The following is a 21,336-nucleotide window of genomic DNA, read 5'->3' as shown; positions in this document are numbered from 1 at the left end:
ATTTGAGTCGATCTATTAGTAAAAAAGACTATGAAATAAGTTCGGAAATTGAACGTATTCTTATGGGAGATTCTGTGGGGCAATCTTTAATAATTTATTTTGCAAGTTTGCCTGATAAGAACATCCGTAGAGGAATGCCGATTTTAGCTCGTAATTATCCTGATAACCCTGCGATTACCGATGAAGAATGTTTAGTTATTCTCTGGTGACAAATTTATAATGCAACTAAGTTTTGCTGATGTTGTTCGTTCACTGAGTAGTGTTGATTTTACAGAGAACCAGAAAATAAAAATGAATAGTGAAATAGTGTGTAGGATTTGTCCATTTTTTGACGTTACTAAAAATCAAATTACACTACAAGAAATGATCGTTCGTGTAGTGTAATTTGATGAAACAAGCATGCCTTGTTAAGCTCTTTTTTAATTGAAAAGGGCTTTTTCTGATTAACTTAATTTGACTTGTTCATAATAAAATAAACACTTAAAAAAACAATTGTCTATTTTATGGTATAATTAAGAGTAGAAAGAAAAAGGAAGTGAGATTGCTTTTGCCTATTTTAGAAGGTGCAATAATTTTATTTGTATTAGTGGTAATTTCCAATATTATTAGTCACTATATCGTTTCGATTCCAACAGCCTTAATTCAGATTGCTTTAGGGTTAGTTGTTGCAGTAGTATTTGGAACACAAATTGAATTAGAATCAAGTTGGTTTATGTTATTATTTGTCGCTCCGCTACTTTATAATGATGGACGACATTATCCTAAACGGGATTTATGGAATTTAAGAATTCCGATTTTTGGAAATTCAATTTTATTAGTTTTTTTAACAACCTTAATTGGTGGATATATTATGTATTTTGTAACTGGTGGGAAAATGCCTCTAGCTGCAGCATTTGCCTTAGCTGCGATTTTATCTCCGACAGATCCAGTTGCGGTAAATGGGATTGCGGAACAAGTAAAATTGCCAACAGGGGTTTTACGCTTAGTTCGTGGTGAAAGTTTAGTCAATGATGCTAGTGGCTTGATCGCCTTTAAGTACGCGATTGCCGCTACAGTTACAGGTGTATTCTCGTTGAAAGCAGCAACGTTAGATTTCTTTTATATGGCGATTGTTGGATGTATTTTAGGTGTTATTTTAGAGCTTTTAATTTTTGCATTAAAAGAATGGCTCAGTATGCAAGGGATTAAGGATGTAGTCTTACATACTTTAATTCAAATATTAACTCCATTTATTATTTACATTATTGTTGAAGAAATGTTTCATGCCTCAGGTGTTATTGCGGTTGTTGCGGCTGGTGTAGTAGCTAACAGCAAACGAACAGTTACAGAAAATCGAATGGCAGAGGTACGGATTGTTACAGAACGAACGTGGGATGTTATTATTTATTTATTAAATGGGATGATGTTCTTGATTTTAGGAATTGAATTACCATTTGCAATGAGTACTGCTTTGGAAAATAAATCAATGTCTAATTATCTTTTGTTCGGCTATGTTTTGTTGCTGTGGTTAGTTATTTTAATTTCCCGAATTGTTTGGACGTATAGCTATATGTGGTTTGGTTTTTCTTTTGGTAAAAACAAATCTGAAGTGAAGCCGAATTTTAAAATTGCACTAATGTCAGGATTGACAGGTGTTCGTGGCGCGGTAACAATGGCAGGGATTTTATCAGTACCTTATTTACTGGATTCAGGAGTTGCTTTTCCACAACGTTCGGTAATGCTTTTTGTGGCCTCAGGTGTTATTGTTGCTACTTTAATCGCGGCGACAATTGCCTTGCCTCTGTTAACGAATTCTAAAAGACGTTTTGAAACATCAGGAGATGAATTAATTGATTTCCCAGAAACATCCGTTTTAGATGATCCTAAAGAGGATGAATTAAAAGAAGCACAAGCGAGAATTCGGATTATGCAAATTGCGATTCGGACAATTGAGCAAGAAAGTCGACCAGAAAATCGAATGGCTTCGTATGATTTAATTCATGAATATAATCACATGATTCGACGTTTACAAATGGAATATAACAGTAAAGAAAGTATCATGAAATTTTTAAAAGAAGAAGTAGATATTCGTTTGATGGCATTTAATGCAGAAGTTGAAAAGGTTAAAGAATTAAAAGAATCAGGCGAAGTTGAAAAAGCTGTCGCGGATCAATATTTAACTGTTTTAGCTCGTCGTCGAAATGCTTTAAATAGTGATTGGTCTTCTAGATTTAATCGTTTGTGGATATTTGCTCGTCGTTTTTACCGTAAAAACTTTAAGATGTTAATGAGCTTAGGTAAGAAGGAAGCGTATCAAAAAGAGTATCATAAACGCTTGGAATTAGAAAAAGAAGCTGCTAAGAGTGCGATTCAAGTTTTATCTCGTTTTATGAAAAAAGAACGTAAGAAAGCAGATAAAGTTAACAAAACAATTGCCTATCATTTAATTGTGGAATATCGTAATAAGATTGAACGAATTAAACGATATGGTGAAGATTATGCAGAAGAATACGATCAACAATTGCAAGAATTACGTTTAAAAGCATTGAATGCAGAGCGAACAGATATTCAAAAAATGTTTGAGCATGGCGATATCAGCCGTGAATTAGCAATTCAATTACGCCGTTTTGTGAACTATACAGAAAGTTCTGTAATAGATATTAACGATGAAGAATAAAGCTTTTTAAGAAAAGCTCACCAAAGGTTTACTTATAAACCTTCGGCGAGCTTTTTTTGTTATTTAATTAATTGATTTATTTTTAGAATTTTCTATTGTTTTTCTAAAAAAAGGCTGTATAATAAGAAAAGGTTTAGGTAAACTAAAAGTTTACTATAACTAAACAATAGTGGTTTGAAGTTTACTGTGAGTAAACTTGTAATAGATAAATAAAGCAGATTGAATTAGAGGTGAAACCAGTGGAGATTGGGAATCGAATTAAGAACTTACGGATTCAAAAAAATTTAACCCAAGAAGAGCTTGGTGAACGAACGGATTTAAGCAAGGGCTACATATCTCAGTTAGAACGTGATTTAAGTTCCCCTTCGTTAGAAACTTTTTTTGATATTTTAGAAGTATTGGGATGTAGTCCAAAAGACTTTTTTGATGAAGGTCAAAAAGAACAACGAGTAGTTTATACTCAAGATGAAATGACTAGTTTTGAGGATGAAGAAAAGGGCTATGAAATTCAATGGCTAGTTCCAGAATCTAATGAAAATGAAATGGAGCCAATATTGTTGTCTTTTAAAGAAAAAGGAGAATTTAAAGAGTTTCCTCCATCTTTAGCAGAAACTTTTGCTTATGTCACTGCTGGATCTGTTTGTGTGGAAATTGGTTTAAAACGGTATTATGCGAAACAAGGTGAAACGATTTATTATCATGCCACGGAGAATCATCAAATTAAAAATGATTTTGATGGGGAGAGTAAATTACTCGTTGTTGTGACGAAATCTTATTTGTAAGATAGAACCTGATTTAAGAATTCGTGTTGAACCCTCAACTTTTAATCTGGCTAGTTTCGGGTTCTAACTTTTCGGAAAAAAGATAAAATAGCTGGAAAGTAAAAGGACACTTTCCCTCAATTTTCCTATTTTTCATTCAAAGCTAATACAGAACCCTCAACTTTTAATCTGGCTAGTTTCGGGTTCTAGCTTTTCGGAAAAAAGATAAAATAGTTGAAAAGTAAAGGGACACTTTCCCTCAATTTTTCTATTTTTCATTCAAAGCTAATACAGAACCCTCAACTTTTAATCTGGCTAGTTTCGGGTTCTAGCTCTTCGGAAAAAAGATAAAATAGCTGGAAAGTAAAAGGACACTTTCCCTCAATTTTCCTATTTTTCATTCAAAGCTAATACAGAACCCTCAACTTTTAATCTGGCTAGTTTCGGGTTCTAGCTCTTCGGAAAAAAGATAAAATAGTTGGAAAGTAAAAGGACACTTTCCCTCAATTTTCCTATTTTTCATTCAAAGCTAATACAGAACCCTCAACTTTTAATCTGGCTAGTTTCGGGTTCTAGCTCTTCGGAAAAAAGATAAAATAGCTGGAAAGTAAAGGGACACTTTCCCTCAATTTTCCTATTTTTCATTCAAAGCTAATACAGAACCCTCAACTTTTAATAATAAGGAGTGCGATTATAATGACAAAAAATACAATTATTACTTTTGAAAATGTGATGAAGCGTTATGATGATGATGAGCCAGTTTTGAAAAGTATTAATTTTGAGATTGAACAAGGGAAATTTTATACTTTATTGGGGCCTTCAGGTTGTGGGAAGACAACGATATTACGTTTAATTGCCGGATTTACTGAGGCTTCAGAAGGAACGATTATCTTAGATGGCAAGCGTGTAAATGATGTTCCTGCAAATAAACGTAAGGTAAATACGGTTTTTCAAGATTATGCTCTATTTCCTCATATGAATGTTTTTGATAATATTGCTTTTGGCTTGACGATTAAAAAAATGGATAAAAAAGTCATTCAACAAAAGGTTAAGGAAGTATTGAAAATGGTGCAATTGCCTGGTTATGAAGAGCGTGGAATTAGTGAAATGTCCGGTGGACAACGTCAACGTGTAGCGATTGCTCGAGCATTAGTCAATGAACCAGAGGTGTTATTGTTAGATGAGCCTTTATCGGCATTGGATTTAAAATTACGAACAGAAATGCAGTATGAATTACGTGAATTGCAGCGTCGTTTGGGAATTACCTTTGTATTTGTTACCCATGATCAAGAAGAAGCATTGGCTATGAGTGATGAGATTTTTGTTATGAATAAAGGCGAAATTATTCAAAGTGGCACTCCTGTTGATATTTATGATGAGCCAATTGATCGTTTTGTAGCGAACTTTATTGGTGAAAGTAATATTGTCAAAGGTCAGATGGTGCAGGACTACGAAGTGAAATTTGTGGGGCATACATTTGAATGTGTCGATGCAGGGATGAAGCCTAATGAAGCTGTAGAGATTGTTTTGCGTCCAGAAGATTTGACGATTACAACTGTTGAACAAGGCAAATTAAGTGCTACTGTAGCAACCCAATTATTTCGAGGAGTTCATTATGAAATTGTTTGTCAAGATACAGAAGGCAACGAGTGGGTTATTCATTCAACTAAGAAAGCAACGGTTGGCGCTAAAGTCGGAATTTTCTTTGAATCAGAAGATATTCATGTAATGCGTTTTGGTGAAACTGAAGAAGAATTTGATGCTCGTTTAGAGAGCTATGACGAGGACTAAGGAGGGGAAATTGTGACCAAACAATCTAAATTATTTTACTTTATTCCCTATGTTTTATGGTTGATGCTGTTTGTTATTGCACCCTTATTATTGATTATTTATCAGTCATTTTTTGATGTAAATGGTCAATTTACTTTAGAAAATTATAAAATTTATTTCACGACAGGCACCTATTTAAAGATGACCTTTAACTCTGTTTGGTATGCTTTTTTAATTACTTTTTTCACGTTACTCATTAGTTATCCAACGGCTTATTTTTTAAATAAAACCAAACACAAACAACTTTGGCTAATGTTAATTATTTTACCAACTTGGATTAATTTGTTATTAAAAGCTTATGCATTTATTGGGATTTTTAGCATGAATGGTAGTGTGAACCATTTTCTAGAGTTCTTTGGAATTGCGAAGCAGCAGATTTTATTTACTGATTTTAGTTTTATGTTTGTTGCAGCGTACATTGAGCTTCCGTTTATGATTTTGCCAATCTTTAATGCGATTCAAGAATTAAATCCTTCGTATATTAGTGCTAGTCGTGATTTAGGGGCAAATAATGTTGAAACTTTCCGCCGTGTTATTTTCCCTCTGACATTGAATGGTGTGAAAAGTGGTGTTCAGGCAGTATTTATTCCTTCGCTTTCATTGTTTATGCTAACGCGTTTAATTGGTGGGAATCGGGTAATTACCCTTGGAACAGCTATCGAAGAACATTTTTTAGTGACACAAAACTGGGGAATGGGTTCGACTATTGGTGTTGTTTTAATTGTGGCAATGATTCTAATTATGTTGGCAACGGGTGAGAAGAAAAAGAAAGGGGCTAAACACAAATGAAATTTAAATGGTCAACTATTTATTTAGTCCTAGTTTTCTTACTATTGTATACCCCCATCTTTTATTTGATATTTTATTCCTTTAACTCAGGTGGCAATATGAATGAGTTTACAGGTTTTACGTGGGATCATTATCGAGAAGTTTTTGCCGATACACGGCTGATTACGATTGTCTTAAATACGTTATTAGTTGCTTTTTTATCAGCACTAATTGCTACGGTTATTGGAACTTTTGGAGCAATGGGTATTTATTATACGAAACGTCGCAGAGCCCGCAATACCTTATTAAGCTTTAACAATATTTTGATGGTTTCGCCAGATGTTATTATTGGAGCTAGCTTCTTAATCTTCTTTACTTTTCTTGGTTTAGGCTTAGGTTTTGGCTCTGTGTTGTTATCTCATATTGCTTTTAGTATTCCAATCGTTGTCTTAATGGTCTTACCAAAGCTACAGGAAATGAATGATTCAATGATTATGGCAGCCCGTGATTTAGGGGCAAACACACTCCAAGTACTAAGTCGTATTGTTTTACCTAGTATTACACCAGGAATTTTAGCTGGCTTTTTTATGGCCTTCACTTATTCCTTAGATGATTTTGCTGTGACTTTCTTTGTAACGGGAAATGGGTTTACGACACTATCCGTTGAAATTTATTCTCGTGCAAGACAAGGAGTTAGTCTTGAAATTAATGCCCTAAGCGCCATGATGTTCTTATTCTCATTAGTTCTAGTTTCAGGCTATTACGTTATTCAACAACGGAATATCAGTAAAAAACAAAAGAATCGTCATAAACGCAATCTTGAGGCGGTGAACATGCAATGAAACGAATTGGAACCTTTATGATCGCAATTTTAACTTTGTGCGGCGTGTTATTTTTTACGACAAAGCAGTTAGAAAAAGCACAAGGATTTGCTGGAAACAATGTCTTAACTTTGTATAATTGGGGAGACTATATTGATCCGGATTTAATCAAAAAATTTGAAAAAGAGACAACTTATAAAGTTTCTTACGAAACCTTTGATTCAAATGAAGCCATGTTTACTAAGATTAAACAAGGTGGAACAGCCTACGATCTAACAATTCCCAGTGAATATATGATTCAGAAAATGATGAAGGAGAATATGTTGATTCCGTTAGATAAATCGAAAATCAAAGGTTTGAACAATATTGATCCGCGTTTTTTAGATTTAGATTTTGATAAACAAAATAAGTATTCAATCCCATATTTCTGGGGAACTTTAGGAATCATTTACAATGATAAATTTGTCAAAAAAGAAGATATACAGCACTGGGATGATCTGTGGCGACCAGAATTAAAAAACAATGTGATGTTGATTGATGGTGCTAGAGAGGTTCTCGGACTTTCATTGAATAGTTTGGGTTATTCACTAAATAGTAAGAATATGAATCAATTAAATGAAGCCTCTGCCAAATTAAGTGATTTAACACCAAATATTAAGGCCATTGTTGCCGATGAAATTAAGATGTATATGGTACAAGAGGAGAGTAGTGTAGCTGTTACTTTTTCAGGTGAAGCAGCTGAGATGTTACAAAATAACAAAAATCTTCATTATGTGATTCCTAGTGAAGGATCAAATCTTTGGTTTGATAACTTTGTAATTCCAAAGACAGCTAAAAATAAAGAAGCTGCCTACGCGTTTATTAATTTTATGCTAGAACCCAAGAATGCGGCTCAAAATGCTGAATATATTGGCTATTCAACACCAAATAAAGCGGCGATGCAGTATTTACCAAAGGAAATTGCCAAAGATGAACAATTATATCCATCAGATGAAACCATGTCCCGTTTAGAAGTATATAAAGATTTGGGCTCAAAATATTTAGGGATTTACAATGATTTATTTTTAGAGTTTAAAATGTACCGAAAGTAAAAATGATTAATAGCCTATTTACCTTGTATTATTAGGGTTTATAGGCTATTATTTTTCGACAAATAAAAATCGAATACCTTGGTTTAAACATTTATATATACGAAAACCATGAATGTTAAGTCTCTTAATTTGGGACTTTTTTTGTAAATATTTCATAATTTCTGACCCCTATGTTAAATATATATAGTCGGTTTTTTTACTATTTTTGTTAGTAAAAATTAAATTTTTAGAATTACCGTCTTTGCCGAATCCATTTTTTAATAATTATTGTTTTTGAGTGGATTGCCAATTACTTAACATTGGAGAGATTGTACAAAATTTCAATTTCCAAGTGGATTTAAGAATAAAAGTAGAATTTACAGATGTGAATGGCTCTATGGGTGTACGTGCTAAAATGGAGCGTTCTAGGGCGCGTACGTCGAATATTATTAAAGAAGCTCACAAATACAGGAAGCACATAACAAGATCGCATTATAGAGGCAAAATTGCTCTTGATAATTTATCTAAAAAAATTGGAAATAAGGAACCCTATGTGGAATATGGAATGTATTTGATTATTGCAGCTAAGACAAAAGGTCAATTAAAGCAGCGTAGAAAAACGGTGTTAAGCGCTTTTCAAAACATACACATATATGTTAGTCGTGCAACGTTTGAAATTCGGAAAAATGATAGGGATTTTCAAGTCGGAGTATGAAAAATTTTATTTGCACGCTATGGTAATGGCGGATTCAAATGGGAATAATAGCCTTATGAATACAATTAAAAATGATGTAGAAAAGTATGATATTGAAGCATACAATTATTACTAAATAGATTCAATAAAAAAACTTAAAAAAATACATATGAATAGCAGATTGATAAAAAAATAAAATAAATAACGATCGATTTGTAAGCTGAATTTAATTATGTTAAAATTAAATTTATCATAATTAAAGCGAGGTAAATTTTATGGCTACGTTTCAAAGTGATCTAAACAAAGCAAGTGCATTAGCAACCAGTTTATCTAATTCAGTAGCACCATTAAACCAAGGAAAGAAAATTCAAACAGCGACACTAACTACTTTACAAGGGAACGGCAAATCCGTCTCTTTAACAGAAAAACAGCAGGGATTAAAGAGTTCTTTTGCGGCAGCATTAATACGAGATATTGCAAATATTCACAGTGTCGCAAGCGATTTTGAGGTGATGAATAAAGAATTAGAAAATTTAATGACTCCTGCAGCATTGGACGGGAAGTCTAAATGAACAATCAAACCGTTGAAGAAGCAACGTATGAACTAAGGAAGATTACGGAGCAATTAGATGATAATAGACGTGCTTTTACAGAACATTATCGCAAGAAAGAGGATGTTGCCACTATTTTCCAAGAAGTGACTAATTCTTTTCACGAGGACAAAGAGATTTGGAAAGAGGGAGAAATGAGGTATACATCTGAATCTATTTTTGATGAGGTTTCTAGTTGTCAAAGTAAATTTTGGAATCAATATGAGGAAGATTTAGATGAACTAGAACGTGAAAATAGTTATCTTTATCAAAAAGAAACGGATTTAATGGCTGAAAAAAAAGAGCTCCTAAAAAAGGAGACGACTAAATGAGTAGTAATATGTATGTAGGCGAAGTTCGTCAACAAGTTCAGTCCATTAATTCTAATTGTCAGTCAACCGTAGCGACAATGGAACAAATCCAACAAGCGTTAAGTGCCATTATTATTGAACCTAGCTTAAAAGGGGCAACCTACGATTCAATGAAGAATTATTTCAATACCGTTTATATGCCTGTTACAAAAGGGTTTATCTTAGTCTGTGAACGAATGATAGAAGCGAATCAACAGTTCCTAAATCGGTATTTAGATCAAGTGGATGTAAATAGTTTACAAGAATCTGTTTTAGAAGAACGGATTCGACAATATAATCGATTGAGTGAAATGCTCGATTCTATAGTTGATCCGGTTGGTTTTAATGCAAGAATGATTGATGGATTACAAGAAATGCGTCAACAAACAGTCCGAAAATTAGATAGTTTAAGAGAATATGATTATTTCTCTATTCAAATATTTGATGAACTAGAATCTAAATTGGCAACATTAGAAGCTGGTGTTAGTATTCTAGCCGAAGGGAAAGCTTGGAATCAAACGGCAGGAATCTTTTCAACGATGGGATTAAACTTGGATTGGGCTGGAGATATTAATAGTTCTTGGAAAGCATACGATGATAAGAAAAAAGGGATAGATGAAGAAAAAGAAAAAGAGTTAAAAGAATATAAAGTTTATGCTATGATTTACATAGATGCAGATGGAAATCCTAAAGTATCTTGGCAATTAGAAAAAAATGGAAAAGGTGTTATGAATCCAGAGTTGTATCAATATTTAGCCAAGGCAGGTAAATATTTAGATGCGGATTCATTTGAATTTATTACTCAAGGTGCTTGGGATGCTAAAGTAAAAGATGGTTGGAGAAATGGGTACAATTATGTAACTGGTGAAGTTTACAATAAAACACTGGGAAAAATTGTTTCCAGTGCACAGAGTGTAGAAGATGGTGTCAATTGGTTAAATGAATCTGAATTGGGACAAGCCATTCAAGTTTTAGGGTTTAGTTATGCCTTGTATAAGGTAACCACAGTAAAAGGCAGTGCCACTGTAAAGAATGAAAAAGTCGGCGGATCTGAATTATCTACAAAAGATTTATCTCAGTTTGAAAAGTTGAAGGGAGATTATGCTTCCAAAGAAATAACTAATGCTGAAAGAATTGGCAGTGGGCTGAAAGATGATCCCGTCCACAGGTCTGCAAGTTTTATAACAGAAGAACAGCTTGCTAAAGGACGAGTGACAAGTTTTACTGGTGGTGATGGTAAGTCTTATTCAGTACTTCAATCGCTAGGGAAGTTGAATGGATTAGATGGTATATATGAATACGTTTTGGATTCAACTGGAAAAATAACTCACCAGAGATTTATTGGCGGTGGTAAAATTACAGGTTTTCCGAATCAAAAAGTACCTAAAGGAGGCTATTAAATATGAGTGGAAAATATGGTTTTTTTGATTTTTCTCAAGCTAAAATTAAATGGGATTGGCGAGAATTATTATTTGGAGTAGAAAACAATATAATTGGTAGAAATGATGTTATAAATTATGCTACACATATTCTTGATGAAGGAATTCTAGGTTTTGATTTAGTTTTAAAAGTAGCAATCGCTACTGAATATGAAGATATCTTACCGTATATCCATGAATTAAGTAAGTTAGAGAACTTTGAAGATAATCAAGCTATAGAAGATAAATGGAGATATGTAATTTTAAAAGAGCTTCATGATAAAAAATCTGATTATGATAACTTTAATGAAAAAGTTGAAGAAATTTATGCGGATTTTGATTACCCAGAAGACATGGCTGGATTTATTGGGTATATGCCATCAATAGATGGAAGAAATATGGAAGAATCTTGGCAAGAATATTTAACTAGTTCTAAAGAGAAATACGAAAATAAATAAAACAGGTACCATGAATGTTTCCTGTTTTGTAATGATAATATGCTTCATTGAATGTTTCCTGTTTTGTAATGATAATATGCTTCATTCCCATTATATCCAAAACATACCTATTTATCTCATACCATAGAGGTTTATAGGTTCTTTTAATTAGGTTGAAAAAACGCTATTTCTTTTTTTAAAGTTAAACCAAGAATTCATTAAAAATAAATTGGAAAATAAAGAGGTTAGGAAATGAACTCTATAAAAGCCTACTGAACATTAAATGAATTCAAAGTTATTATATGAAACTGTTACAGTGAAAGCCACCTCTACTAACTAGCTATTTTTTATTTATTCTGTTACTAATGTATAATTTAAAAACGAAATTCCCTTGATGAAAGTATCACAAAATGCTATGATTTAGTATAAGATACTTGTAGTTATCTTAATAAATTTAATACTTAATTTTTAAAAACTGTTATGAATGACATAAATTAACATAAGCATTTAGTAAAGGAAATTGAATGGGTAAAATTTAATAGAAGTATAAATCGAAGGAGTGATGAATTTTGGAGGAAATGGAATACTATTCATCTAGTCAAGTGGCACGAGAGTTAGATGTTGACTTAACGTTATTAAAAAAGTTATCAAGCATTATAGAAAAAACTGTCATGAACCCAAAGTATTTTTACCGAGATAATCGTAATAGACGTTTGTATACTGTCGGAAATATGAATGAGATTGAAGAGATACTTGCGATTAAACAAAATAAAAAATTGTCCTATACAGCTGCAGTTTATGACAAATTTTCCAAAAGTACAAAAATGATTAATTCCTCAGAAGTAAAAAAAGAAGAAGTATCTGATATTTTAGGAAAGTTAGAAAAACAGGATCAACGATTACAAGAGCAAAGTACAAAGATCGATGTATTAACTGCAACAATTGAAAAGCTACTGAATTTAGAAAATCAAAATTATGAAGCATTGCTGACTTTAACGGATAAGATTGAACGAGGACAAGTTGCAACTAAAAAACGTACTAATGCTAATAATAGCAGGGAAAAGCATTCAACTAAGTCACCCCATTCATCTAAAGAAGTTTCTTCAGAGTTAACCGGAGTATCACAAAATAATTCTGAAATGATGAGCTTAGCGATTCAATATATACCGAATTCAAAAGCTGGAACAACGATGATTAAAAAAGCTGATTTCTTAAATTTAAGAAAAAAAGTTAAATACTTACCATTTAAATGGAGCAAATGTCGTGATACTCTTAATTTAAGCAAAAAAGATTACCGTCATTACGAAGAATATGTGAATGAATCAAAGGAATTTTTTGATGAAGTCATAAATCCACGAAAAATTGGAAATTACTATTTTATTAAACACGAACAAAAAGATAAACTGAATTCATATGGAAATTTTTATGATACGTTGGATATGTCTGAAATTCCTACTACTAGTAAAAAAAGATGAGATTTGTAATGACTCACAAAAGTTAGACTTAAATGCTTAACTTTTGTGAGTCACTACAATTTAGCTAAGGCTAACCTCATCTATTTTTTTATGTTATTTTTTATAGAAAAAAGCTATAATCAACTATAGAGAGGATGTGCTAAATGAAAGAAGAACATATACAGAATCAGAAAAAAGGCTTTATTGCTGGATTGACAGCATATGTCATGTGGGGTGTATTGCCTTTTTATTGGAAAAGTCTAGGGGAAGTATCTGCATTATCAATTCTATGTTATCGAATTTTCTGGTCTTTTATTTTTATGATAGCAATCTTGGTTATTTCTGGAAAGTTTAATCAATTTTTAGTAGAAACAAAAGCACTGGTTCGTGATCGAAAAAGAGGAATTGCCATTATTTTAGCGGCTATACTTATTAGTGTTAATTGGTTTATTTTTATTTTTTCTGTAGGAAGTGGTCAAGTTATTGAAGCTAGTTTAGGTTATTATATTAATCCTTTAGTGAATGTTGTTTTGGCGACAGTATTTTTAAAAGAACGTTTAGGCCGGGCTGAATTTGTTGCTTGCTTATTGGCGGCGCTGGGTGTGTTTGCTTTGGCATTACAAAATGGTGTTATTCCATGGTCTTCGTTGGCAATGGCCGTAACATTTAGTCTGTATGGACTGATTAAAAAAGTCGCAAAAGTTAGTTCATTTACAGGATTAACGTTGGAAACATTAGTGATGATGCCTTTTGCTATTCTCTTTTTACTTTTCTTTTCACCAGAAGGGTTTATGACCTTTAGTGCACCAATCAATCTATTAGTGATGGGTGCAGGGATTGTTACTGCAATTCCACTTTTCTTATTTGCGGAAGCAGCAAAGAATATTTCTTATATTTTATTAGGATTTTTACAGTATATTGCGCCTACATTAATGTTGTTATCGGCAGTCTTTTTATTCAAAGAAACTTTTGAATTGCCACAATTAGTAGCATTTAGCAGTATTTGGGTTGGAATTCTTATTTTTGCAACAAGCAATATTATGACCTTAAAACGCAATCGATTGAAGAAGTAAGAGAAAGTTAGTTAGAAAATATTATTAGGCTAGAAGTTATTTAATGGTATCTAAATTAAATGGCTCCTAGTCTTTTTTTGGATATCTTGCTTGTTTGCAGTAATTTTATGCTGATTTTGTTATAATAGGATAGATGAGTTTTAAAAGTAGAAGGAGCGAAAGAATCATGTTGAAATTGCCAAATGAATTATTAGAAGAGGCTAAAGAGAAATTAAAAGTTCACTCAAAAATATTGATTAGCTATGTTATTGAATTAGAAGAGATAGATGCTATGACTTTATTTAAAAAAGGGAGTTCTCTTTACCAAGGAACACGTATCTTTTGGCAAAATCCTCAAAAAACCTTAACAATGGCTGGTATTGGTCAAACTGAGATTTTTCAATCGGAAAATAACCGTCAAAGTTATCAAGAATTAACTCAATTTAAACGAGAATTAATGATCCAAACAGTTAGCAACCACCAAGTTTTAGGTACAGGAGCGCTGTTTGTTGGTGGATTTCCTTTTGATTCCCATGTAGAAACAACTAGCGAATGGCAGGAATTTAAAAAGGCTTATTTTAGTTTGCCAACTTATTTAGTAACAGAAACGCCAACACAAACTTTTAGTACATTTAATTTTTATGTAACCGAAAGTAATTTAATTGAAGAAACGCAAAGAATTTTTTCTAATTGGCAAATTTTGATAAACCAACCAATTCCATTAGAACATCAATCGAGCATTGTGTCTAAAACAGAGTTAGCAACAGAAGAATGGTTACAAGCAGTTGAAGAAACCGTTGAAGCAATTAAGCAGGATTCTGAATTAAAAAAAGTTGTTTTATCGCGTCAAATGCTGTTGCAGCATCAAACAAAAGTTGATACGAATACAGTTTTAGAAAAATTAAAAGCTACGCAGCAAAACAGTTATTTTTTTGTGCTTGAAAATGGAGAAAAAACTTTTATTGGAGCTACTCCAGAACGGTTATTATCAGTAGAAGGCAATCAATTTTATTCCGCTTGTGTTGCTGGATCGGCCCCAAGAGGCGCTACCCCATCAGAAGATGAAAAGATTGGTTCTGCATTATTAGCCGATCATAAAAATGTTCATGAACATCACTTAGTAGTAGAAATGATTAGCCAAACAATGAAACAATTCTCTGAGAATATTCGTTTGTCAGGCGCACCAACTTTATTAAAAAATCGTGATATTCAGCACTTATTTTTAACTTTAACTGGAACTAGAAAGTTAGGAATCCCTTTTTTATCAGCAGTTCAAATGATGCATCCAACACCTGCTTTAGGAGGTGTGCCGACGGATTTAGCTTTAGCGATTATTCGTCAAAAAGAGCCTTATAATCGTGGATTTTATGGTGCTCCTATTGGTTGGATTGATGCAGCCGATCAAGGTGAATTTGCTGTGGGTATTCGTTCAGCACTAATTACAGGCTCTCAAAGTCTATTATTTGCTGGTTGTGGGATTGTAGCAGATTCTCAACCAAATGAAGAATTAATTGAAACAGGAATTAAATTTCAACCAATGTTGCGAGCTTTAGGAGGAATGGAAAATGAGTAAAGTAAATCAAGCAATGACTGATTATTTAGCGACATTTGTGGAAGAATTAGTGCAAGCAGGTGTGAAGGAAGCTGTCATTAGTCCGGGATCACGTTCAACGCCACTTGCCTTATTAATGGCAGAACACCCAACGTTAAAAGTTTATGTAGATATCGATGAACGTTCCGCTGGTTTTTTTGCGTTAGGAATTGCTAAAGCAGCTAAGCGACCCGTTGTCTTACTATGTACATCAGGAACGGCAGCTGCGAATTATTTCCCTGCAATTGCAGAAGCGAAGCTATCAACGATTCCTTTGATTGTTTTAACCGCAGACCGTCCACCTGAATTACGCAATGTAGGAGCGCCTCAAGCAATTGAGCAAATTAATTTATATGGTACTCATGTGAAGACCTTTGTTGATATGGCCTTGCCAGAGAATTCTGTTGAGATGCTACGTTATGCTAAATGGCACGGCAGCAAGTCTGTTGATATCGCCATGACTGTTCCTCGTGGTCCCGTTCATTTGAATTTTCCTTTACGTGAGCCATTGGTCCCTGTGTTAGATCCATCTCCTTTTTCTAATCAGACTTTGGCAGAACACGTGCATATTTACTATTCTCATAAAATAATTTCGATTCAAACAATTGATAAAATTATTGCCGCTTGTTCAGGGAAAAAAGGGATAATCGTTGCTGGACCGTTAGATAAAAAAGCTTTTCCAGCAAAATTAGCCGCCTTTGCCAAACAAATTGGTTGGCCGATTATTGCAGACCCGTTATCTGGTTTACGCAGTTATGGCGAAACTGAAAATACTGTGATAGATCAATATGATGCCTTTTTAAGAACACCTGATTTAGTAGAAAACTTAGTTCCAGAAGTCATTATTCGATTTGGAGCTATGCCTGTTTCAAAATCATTAATGAAATGGTTGGAAGCATTTGAAGGAATTCCTTATTATTTAGTTGATCCAGGTGAAGAGTGGAAAGATCCAATGAAGGCCGCGACAGATTTAATTCATTGTGATGAACATTTTCTAGTGGAAGAATTTAGTCAACGTTTTACGACAAAAACGGATGCATCTTGGTTAACAAATTGGCAAGATATAAACCAAGTAACTAAAAAAATTATATTAATGAATCTAGATACTACGGATGGCATCAACGAAGGTGCTTTAATTGCCTTATTACGTGAAAATTTGCCGGATCAATCAGGTTTATTTATTGGCAATAGTATGCCTATTCGTGATGTGGATACTTTTTTTGCTAAGACTGATAAAAAAGTGAAATTGATGGCAAATCGAGGTGCGAATGGAATTGATGGTGTGATTTCATCGGCATTAGGGGGAGCAACCGTTCAGCAGTCTATGTTTTTAGTTATTGGTGATTTATCTTTCTACCATGATATGAATGGGTTGTTGATGGCACAGAAATATGGGATTAATTTAACGATTGTATTAGTGAATAATAATGGTGGTGGCATTTTTTCTTTCTTGCCACAAGCTAATTTGCCTAAGTATTTTGAAACCTTATTTGGGACAGAGTTGAATTTAGATTTTGGGAAAGTCGCAGATTTATATAGTGCCAATTACCATGAAGTAACGGAATGGGAGCAACTTTATGATGCATTGGATCATGTGAGTTTTAATAAAGGCTTGAATATTATTGAAATTAGGACCAATCGTTATGAAAATCTGGAGGCTCATAAAGCACTATTTGCTAAAGTCGCTGCTGGTTTGACAGGTTTGAATCAATGAAAGCACTCATTCGAGGATTAAGTTATGAGTATCAGTTGACAACTGGAACCAATGCTCGTTTAGTTCCATGGCTGATGTTACATGGATTTACTGGAACACAACAGACTTTTTCAACTAATAGAAAAAATATGCCACATGATACGATTTTGACAGTGGATTTAGTAGGACACGGTGGTAGCTTTCAGTCAGATATCTCAGCGGAACGTTATCAGATACAACAACAATGTTTAGACTTAAAATTAATATTAGAAGAATTAAAAATACCGAAAGTTAATCTGCTTGGTTATTCAATGGGAGGGCGAGTGGCGTTAGCTTTTGCGGAAATTTATCCAGAAATGGTGGCGCAATTAGTCTTAGAAAGTAGTTCTCCTGGATTAAAAACAGAAGCAGAGAGACAGCAGCGAAGAGTTTCTGATGAAAATTTGGCGGAAAAAATAATTCAAAATGGAGTGGACTCATTTGTTATTGAATGGGAAAGTTTGCCATTATTTGCTACACAAAATAATTTGAATCAAGCTACGCAAAAACAAATTCAAGAAGAACGCTTAAGTCAGGAAGCTGTGGGTTTAGCAGAAAGCTTGCGCCAAATGGGGACTGGTAACCAACCAAGCTATTGGTCAGAATTATCTAGATTAAATATGCCTGTTTATTTGTTAGTAGGTTCCTTGGATAATAAATTTAAAAAAATAGCTATAGAAATGAATGAACTCATTAAAAATAGTGAACTTATTGAGTTTCAAAATGCCGGACATGCCATTCATATTGAGAAACCACAAGAGTTTGCAAGTATTTTAATCAGTATTAGCAATCAAGAGGATGAGTAAGAGTTAGGAGGTAGAGATGTGAGACTTACGAAAGTGACTCTTTATCAATTAGAAATGCCTTTAGTAACTCCTTTTAGAACTAGTTATGGGGTAATGGAGAATAAAAACTTTACTCTAATTGAAGTTGAGGACAGCTTAGGATACAAAGGATACGGTGAGCTAGAAGCGTTTACGGTGCCGGATTATACGGAGGAAACAGAAGAGACGGCTAGAATTATTTTACTTCGTCATTTGTTGCCATTATTAAAAGGGCAAGAGATTCAACATCCTTGTGAGATTCGTTCGTTATTCGCTGGAATTCGTGGCAATGAGATGGCGAAATCTGCTATTGAAACAGCTATTTGGGATTTATATGGTAGACAGGAAGGAAAGTCCATTCAGAACTTGATTGGTGGAGTAGGCGAACAGGTTCCTGTTGGTGTTAGTATTGGGATTCAACCGGATTTAGAGCAGTTAATTCAAGTCGTAGCAGCGTATGTTGCAGAGGGCTATACACGAGTAAAGTTAAAAATCCAACCGGGATTTGATGTGGAACCCATTGCTGCGGTACGAAAGCATTTTCCTGATTTACGATTAATGGCCGATGCAAATTCAGCCTATACACGGTTGGATTTGGCTGTTTTAAAAGCATTAGATCTGTATAATTTAGAAATGTTGGAACAGCCTTTTGGTGTGCGGGATTTTGTTGATCATGCTTGGCTGCAACGGCAGATGGTGACAAGAATCTGCCTAGATGAAAATATTCGTTGTTTAGGTGATGTTCAATTAGCTAAGGAGTTAGGGAGTTGTCGTGGGATTAATCTGAAGCTTTCTCGTGTTGGTGGGATACAAGAGGCGATTGATATTGCGGAGTATTGCCAACAAAATGATCTGTTAGTATGGTGTGGTGGCATGCTCGAGGCAGGTGTTGGACGAGCATTCAATATCGCATTAGCTTCACGAGCTGAATTTAAATTTCCAGGAGATATCTCCGCCTCTAATCGTTATTTTAAAGAAGACATTATTCAGCCGGAATTTCAATTAACAGCAGGTACAATGACCGTTCCAACAGCTGATGGAATTGGAGTAGCTATTAACTGGTCAGTAGTTGAACGCTATTGCTTAGAAAAAACTACGTATGAGTTAAGATCGCAATAACACTGACAACCAGTTGTCTACTTTGTTCTGTTAAACTAGTTTTAGAAGATAGTTATTTTAAGGGAGCGAGTCACTATGGTAACAGCGTTAAAAGATATGTACCATCAAGAGTTTCTAATAGAGTTTGCAGGAAAAGTTAAAGGAGCAGCGCCCTATTTTAATATAGACGAATTTGTAGTAGCCGTTATGGATGATTCATGGGAAGAACTAAAACTTAAAGAGCGAATGCGTCGAATTTCAACAATGTTAGAAGCTAATTTAGAAGGCGATTATTCAAGGAAGTTGGCTGTTTTATTTGCAATTGCCGATCAATGTCATGGTTTTCCATATCTTTTCTTTCCAGATTTTGTTGAAGTTTATGGCTTAGCAGAAAAGGATTGGGATTTGTCAATGGAGGCATTAGCTTGTTTTACTCAGAAATCATCATCAGAGTTTGCGATTCGTCCGTTTATTTTATTGAATCCTATTAAAGGAATGACTCAGATGAAACAGTGGGCTTTATCGGATAATGTTGATTTGCGTCGTTTAGCTAGTGAAGGTTGCCGACCAAGATTACCTTGGGGACAGGCGTTAGGCATTTTTAAAGAAGATCCTGAACCTGTGTTGGCGATAGTAGAGTTGCTAAAATCTGATTCGGAGCTTTATGTTCAAAAAAGTGTGGCGAACAATCTAAATGATATTGCCAAAGATCATCCTGATAGAATAGTTGAGATTGTTAAAAAATGGCAAGGACAGACTACGGAAACAGATTGGATTTTGCGTAAAGGCTGCCGAACGCTGATTAAGCAAGCTGTCCCAGAAATTATGTTTCTCTTTGGCTATCCAGCAATTCTGGGGCGAATTGAATTGGCCGAATTGACAGTAACACCAAAAGAAATAACCATTGGGGACAAAGGTAAACTAAGTTATCACTTTCAAGTAAATACTGGCGAGGAATTAAAATTACGAATGGAGTATGGTATTTATTTTGTGAAGGCGAATGGACAAGCGAAGCGTAAGCTATTTTTCCTATCTGAACAAAAAGTGGCTGGGAATACTTTGATTAAGGGACAACGAAGTCATGATTGGAAGAACTTAACGACGCGGAAACATTATGTAGGTGAACATCGGATAGTTTTGGTTGTCAATGGAGTTGAGATTGCTGAAACAGTGCTATCTTTAAAATGAAAATGAAAAAATTTGACTTGTGTTAGGAGAAGAATCTCTTAATATGAGTCATTTTTTATTAGGTTATCAGTTAGTGAAAAAAACAATTAACTTACTATTTGTAAGTTTTAGTGCTATACTAACAAAGAGAGGTGAAACCAATGGGTAAGGAACTAAACAATAGTTACCAAAATGCGGAAGAAGTATTCTCGATTTTCGATAAAAAATGGATGGGTTTAATTGTAGATGTTTTATTAGACGGTCCACAACGCTACAAAGATATAGCTCAAACAATTCCCACTATTAGTGATCGTATTTTAGTTCAACGGCTAAAAGAGTTAACTGAAAATGGAATTGTTATTCGTAAAGTCTATCCAGAATCTCCTATTCGAGTTGAATATCAATTAACTGACAAAGGGATTGCATTAAATGCAATTTTGGCAGAAGTGCATAAATGGTCGGAAAAATGGGGGGATTAAATTTGAAGAAGAAAAAAACTCTGTAAATTTCCCTTGATAACTAAGGGCAAAAATTTACAGAGTTTAGTGATATCTAAATTAAAAATTAAAGAGTTCTTCTGGCTGACCATGGGCACCTAATCGTTTAAAATAGGTTGGTTTCCATTTGTTATTTTCATCTTTTTCAAAGGCGAAAATTGATTTTTCAGGATGCATTAAATGCATTTCCCCAGATGAATCTAGGCTGACATCAATAATTTCTCCTTTTTTATTTACAATCCGAATGGCATGTTCCTCGGCATCTGGTGTACTTTGTAAATCTGCATTATCCAATAAACGTTCACTCCAGATAAAATCAAGAATTTCTTTTCTAATGTGTTCATCCATCTTGCTAACCCCAATCCATTTTATATTGCATTTTTTTTCACAAAATAATTTTAAGCAATTAATATTTGGTATAATGATTGGCTACTTACACCTCTTTAGTATAAGTTACAAATCATGATGGTATTACTTATTATATTGTAAACAAAAATCAAAAAAAAGCTAGTCTTTTTATTTGACT

Annotated in this window: 21 protein-coding genes; 20 read left to right on the top strand and 1 reads right to left on the bottom strand. The window is 33.9% G+C overall.

Annotated features, from left to right (window positions below; all coding sequences use genetic code 11):
* Window positions 1-2: 2 nt before the first annotated feature.
* From BR43_RS20155 to BR43_RS07400, 20 genes are all read left to right on the top strand, one after another.
* The gene (locus BR43_RS20155) at window positions 3-209 is read left to right on the top strand and encodes a hypothetical protein (protein ID WP_169741032.1); all 207 of its coding nucleotides are present in this window, start codon (window positions 3-5) and stop codon (window positions 207-209) included.
* A 338-nt stretch (window positions 210-547) separates the two neighbouring features.
* Window positions 548-2,656 (top strand): cation:proton antiporter, encoded by a 2,109-nt coding sequence (locus BR43_RS07490; protein ID WP_034560725.1) that lies wholly within the window; start codon window positions 548-550, stop codon window positions 2,654-2,656.
* 239 nt (window positions 2,657-2,895) lie between these two features.
* The gene (locus tag BR43_RS07485) at window positions 2,896-3,438 is read left to right on the top strand and encodes a helix-turn-helix domain-containing protein (protein WP_034560722.1); all 543 of its coding nucleotides are present in this window, start codon (window positions 2,896-2,898) and stop codon (window positions 3,436-3,438) included.
* A gap of 675 nt (window positions 3,439-4,113) precedes the next feature.
* On the top strand, window positions 4,114-5,208 hold the full coding sequence (locus BR43_RS07480; protein ID WP_034560721.1) for an ABC transporter ATP-binding protein: 1,095 nt from the start codon (window positions 4,114-4,116) through the stop codon (window positions 5,206-5,208).
* 63 nt (window positions 5,209-5,271) lie between these two features.
* Window positions 5,272-6,036: an ABC transporter permease gene (locus BR43_RS07475; protein WP_051934047.1), complete on the top strand. Its 765-nt coding sequence runs from the start codon at window positions 5,272-5,274 to the stop codon at window positions 6,034-6,036.
* Window positions 6,033-6,857 (top strand): ABC transporter permease, encoded by an 825-nt coding sequence (locus tag BR43_RS07470; RefSeq protein WP_034560717.1) that lies wholly within the window; start codon window positions 6,033-6,035, stop codon window positions 6,855-6,857. Before BR43_RS07475 ends, BR43_RS07470 begins: the two co-directional genes overlap by 4 nt.
* A 17-nt stretch (window positions 6,858-6,874) precedes the next feature.
* Entirely contained in the window at window positions 6,875-7,927 is a 1,053-nt protein-coding gene (locus tag BR43_RS07465; RefSeq protein WP_425393649.1) for an ABC transporter substrate-binding protein, read from the top strand.
* 277 nt (window positions 7,928-8,204) lie between these two features.
* The gene (locus BR43_RS07460; RefSeq protein ID WP_169741031.1) at window positions 8,205-8,621 is read left to right on the top strand and encodes an ASCH domain-containing protein; all 417 of its coding nucleotides are present in this window, start codon (window positions 8,205-8,207) and stop codon (window positions 8,619-8,621) included.
* Between the two features lie 254 nt (window positions 8,622-8,875).
* Window positions 8,876-9,172: a TIGR04197 family type VII secretion effector gene (locus BR43_RS07455; protein WP_051933864.1), complete on the top strand. Its 297-nt coding sequence runs from the start codon at window positions 8,876-8,878 to the stop codon at window positions 9,170-9,172.
* Complete coding sequence (locus BR43_RS07450; RefSeq protein ID WP_034560709.1) at window positions 9,169-9,522, top strand: DUF3958 family protein; 354 nt, start codon at window positions 9,169-9,171, stop codon at window positions 9,520-9,522. Before BR43_RS07455 ends, BR43_RS07450 begins: the two co-directional genes overlap by 4 nt.
* Complete coding sequence (locus BR43_RS19065; protein ID WP_051933863.1) at window positions 9,519-10,940, top strand: T7SS effector LXG polymorphic toxin; 1,422 nt, start codon at window positions 9,519-9,521, stop codon at window positions 10,938-10,940. Before BR43_RS07450 ends, BR43_RS19065 begins: the two co-directional genes overlap by 4 nt.
* A 2-nt stretch (window positions 10,941-10,942) precedes the next feature.
* Entirely contained in the window at window positions 10,943-11,416 is a 474-nt protein-coding gene (locus tag BR43_RS07440; RefSeq protein ID WP_034560707.1) for a DUF2247 family protein, read from the top strand.
* 557 nt (window positions 11,417-11,973) lie between these two features.
* Window positions 11,974-12,870 (top strand): hypothetical protein, encoded by an 897-nt coding sequence (locus BR43_RS07435; RefSeq protein WP_245617895.1) that lies wholly within the window; start codon window positions 11,974-11,976, stop codon window positions 12,868-12,870.
* 143 nt (window positions 12,871-13,013) lie between these two features.
* Window positions 13,014-13,922, top strand: a complete 909-nt coding sequence (gene rarD / locus BR43_RS07430; RefSeq protein ID WP_034560703.1) for an EamA family transporter RarD — start codon at window positions 13,014-13,016, stop codon at window positions 13,920-13,922.
* 166 nt (window positions 13,923-14,088) lie between these two features.
* Window positions 14,089-15,474, top strand: a complete 1,386-nt coding sequence (locus BR43_RS07425) for an isochorismate synthase (protein WP_034560701.1) — start codon at window positions 14,089-14,091, stop codon at window positions 15,472-15,474.
* Window positions 15,467-17,206, top strand: coding sequence for a 2-succinyl-5-enolpyruvyl-6-hydroxy-3-cyclohexene-1-carboxylic-acid synthase (menD, locus tag BR43_RS07420; RefSeq protein ID WP_034560700.1), 1,740 nt, complete (start codon window positions 15,467-15,469; stop codon window positions 17,204-17,206). The genes BR43_RS07425 and menD overlap by 8 nt, the downstream gene beginning before the upstream one ends.
* A complete protein-coding gene (gene menH, locus BR43_RS07415; protein WP_034560698.1) occupies window positions 17,203-18,030 on the top strand; it encodes a 2-succinyl-6-hydroxy-2,4-cyclohexadiene-1-carboxylate synthase in 828 nt (275 codons plus the stop codon). Before menD ends, menH begins: the two co-directional genes overlap by 4 nt.
* Before the next feature lie 18 nt (window positions 18,031-18,048).
* Window positions 18,049-19,167, top strand: a complete 1,119-nt coding sequence (gene menC / locus BR43_RS07410) for an o-succinylbenzoate synthase (protein ID WP_034560696.1) — start codon at window positions 18,049-18,051, stop codon at window positions 19,165-19,167.
* Between the two features lie 75 nt (window positions 19,168-19,242).
* The gene (locus tag BR43_RS07405; RefSeq protein ID WP_034560694.1) at window positions 19,243-20,334 is read left to right on the top strand and encodes a DNA alkylation repair protein; all 1,092 of its coding nucleotides are present in this window, start codon (window positions 19,243-19,245) and stop codon (window positions 20,332-20,334) included.
* 140 nt (window positions 20,335-20,474) lie between these two features.
* Entirely contained in the window at window positions 20,475-20,792 is a 318-nt protein-coding gene (locus tag BR43_RS07400) for a winged helix-turn-helix transcriptional regulator (RefSeq protein WP_051933862.1), read from the top strand.
* A gap of 78 nt (window positions 20,793-20,870) precedes the next feature.
* Here the strand turns inward: BR43_RS07400 and BR43_RS07395 are convergent, their stop codons facing one another.
* Window positions 20,871-21,158, bottom strand: a complete 288-nt coding sequence (locus BR43_RS07395) for a hypothetical protein (RefSeq protein WP_034560691.1) — start codon at window positions 21,156-21,158, stop codon at window positions 20,871-20,873.
* Window positions 21,159-21,336 lie beyond the last annotated feature (178 nt).

Source organism: Carnobacterium gallinarum DSM 4847 (genome assembly GCF_000744375.1).
In the GTDB taxonomy this organism is placed as follows: domain Bacteria; phylum Bacillota; class Bacilli; order Lactobacillales; family Carnobacteriaceae; genus Carnobacterium; species Carnobacterium gallinarum.
Note: the sequence above shows the minus strand (reverse complement) of the source record. Positions and strands in the feature narration are given on the sequence as shown.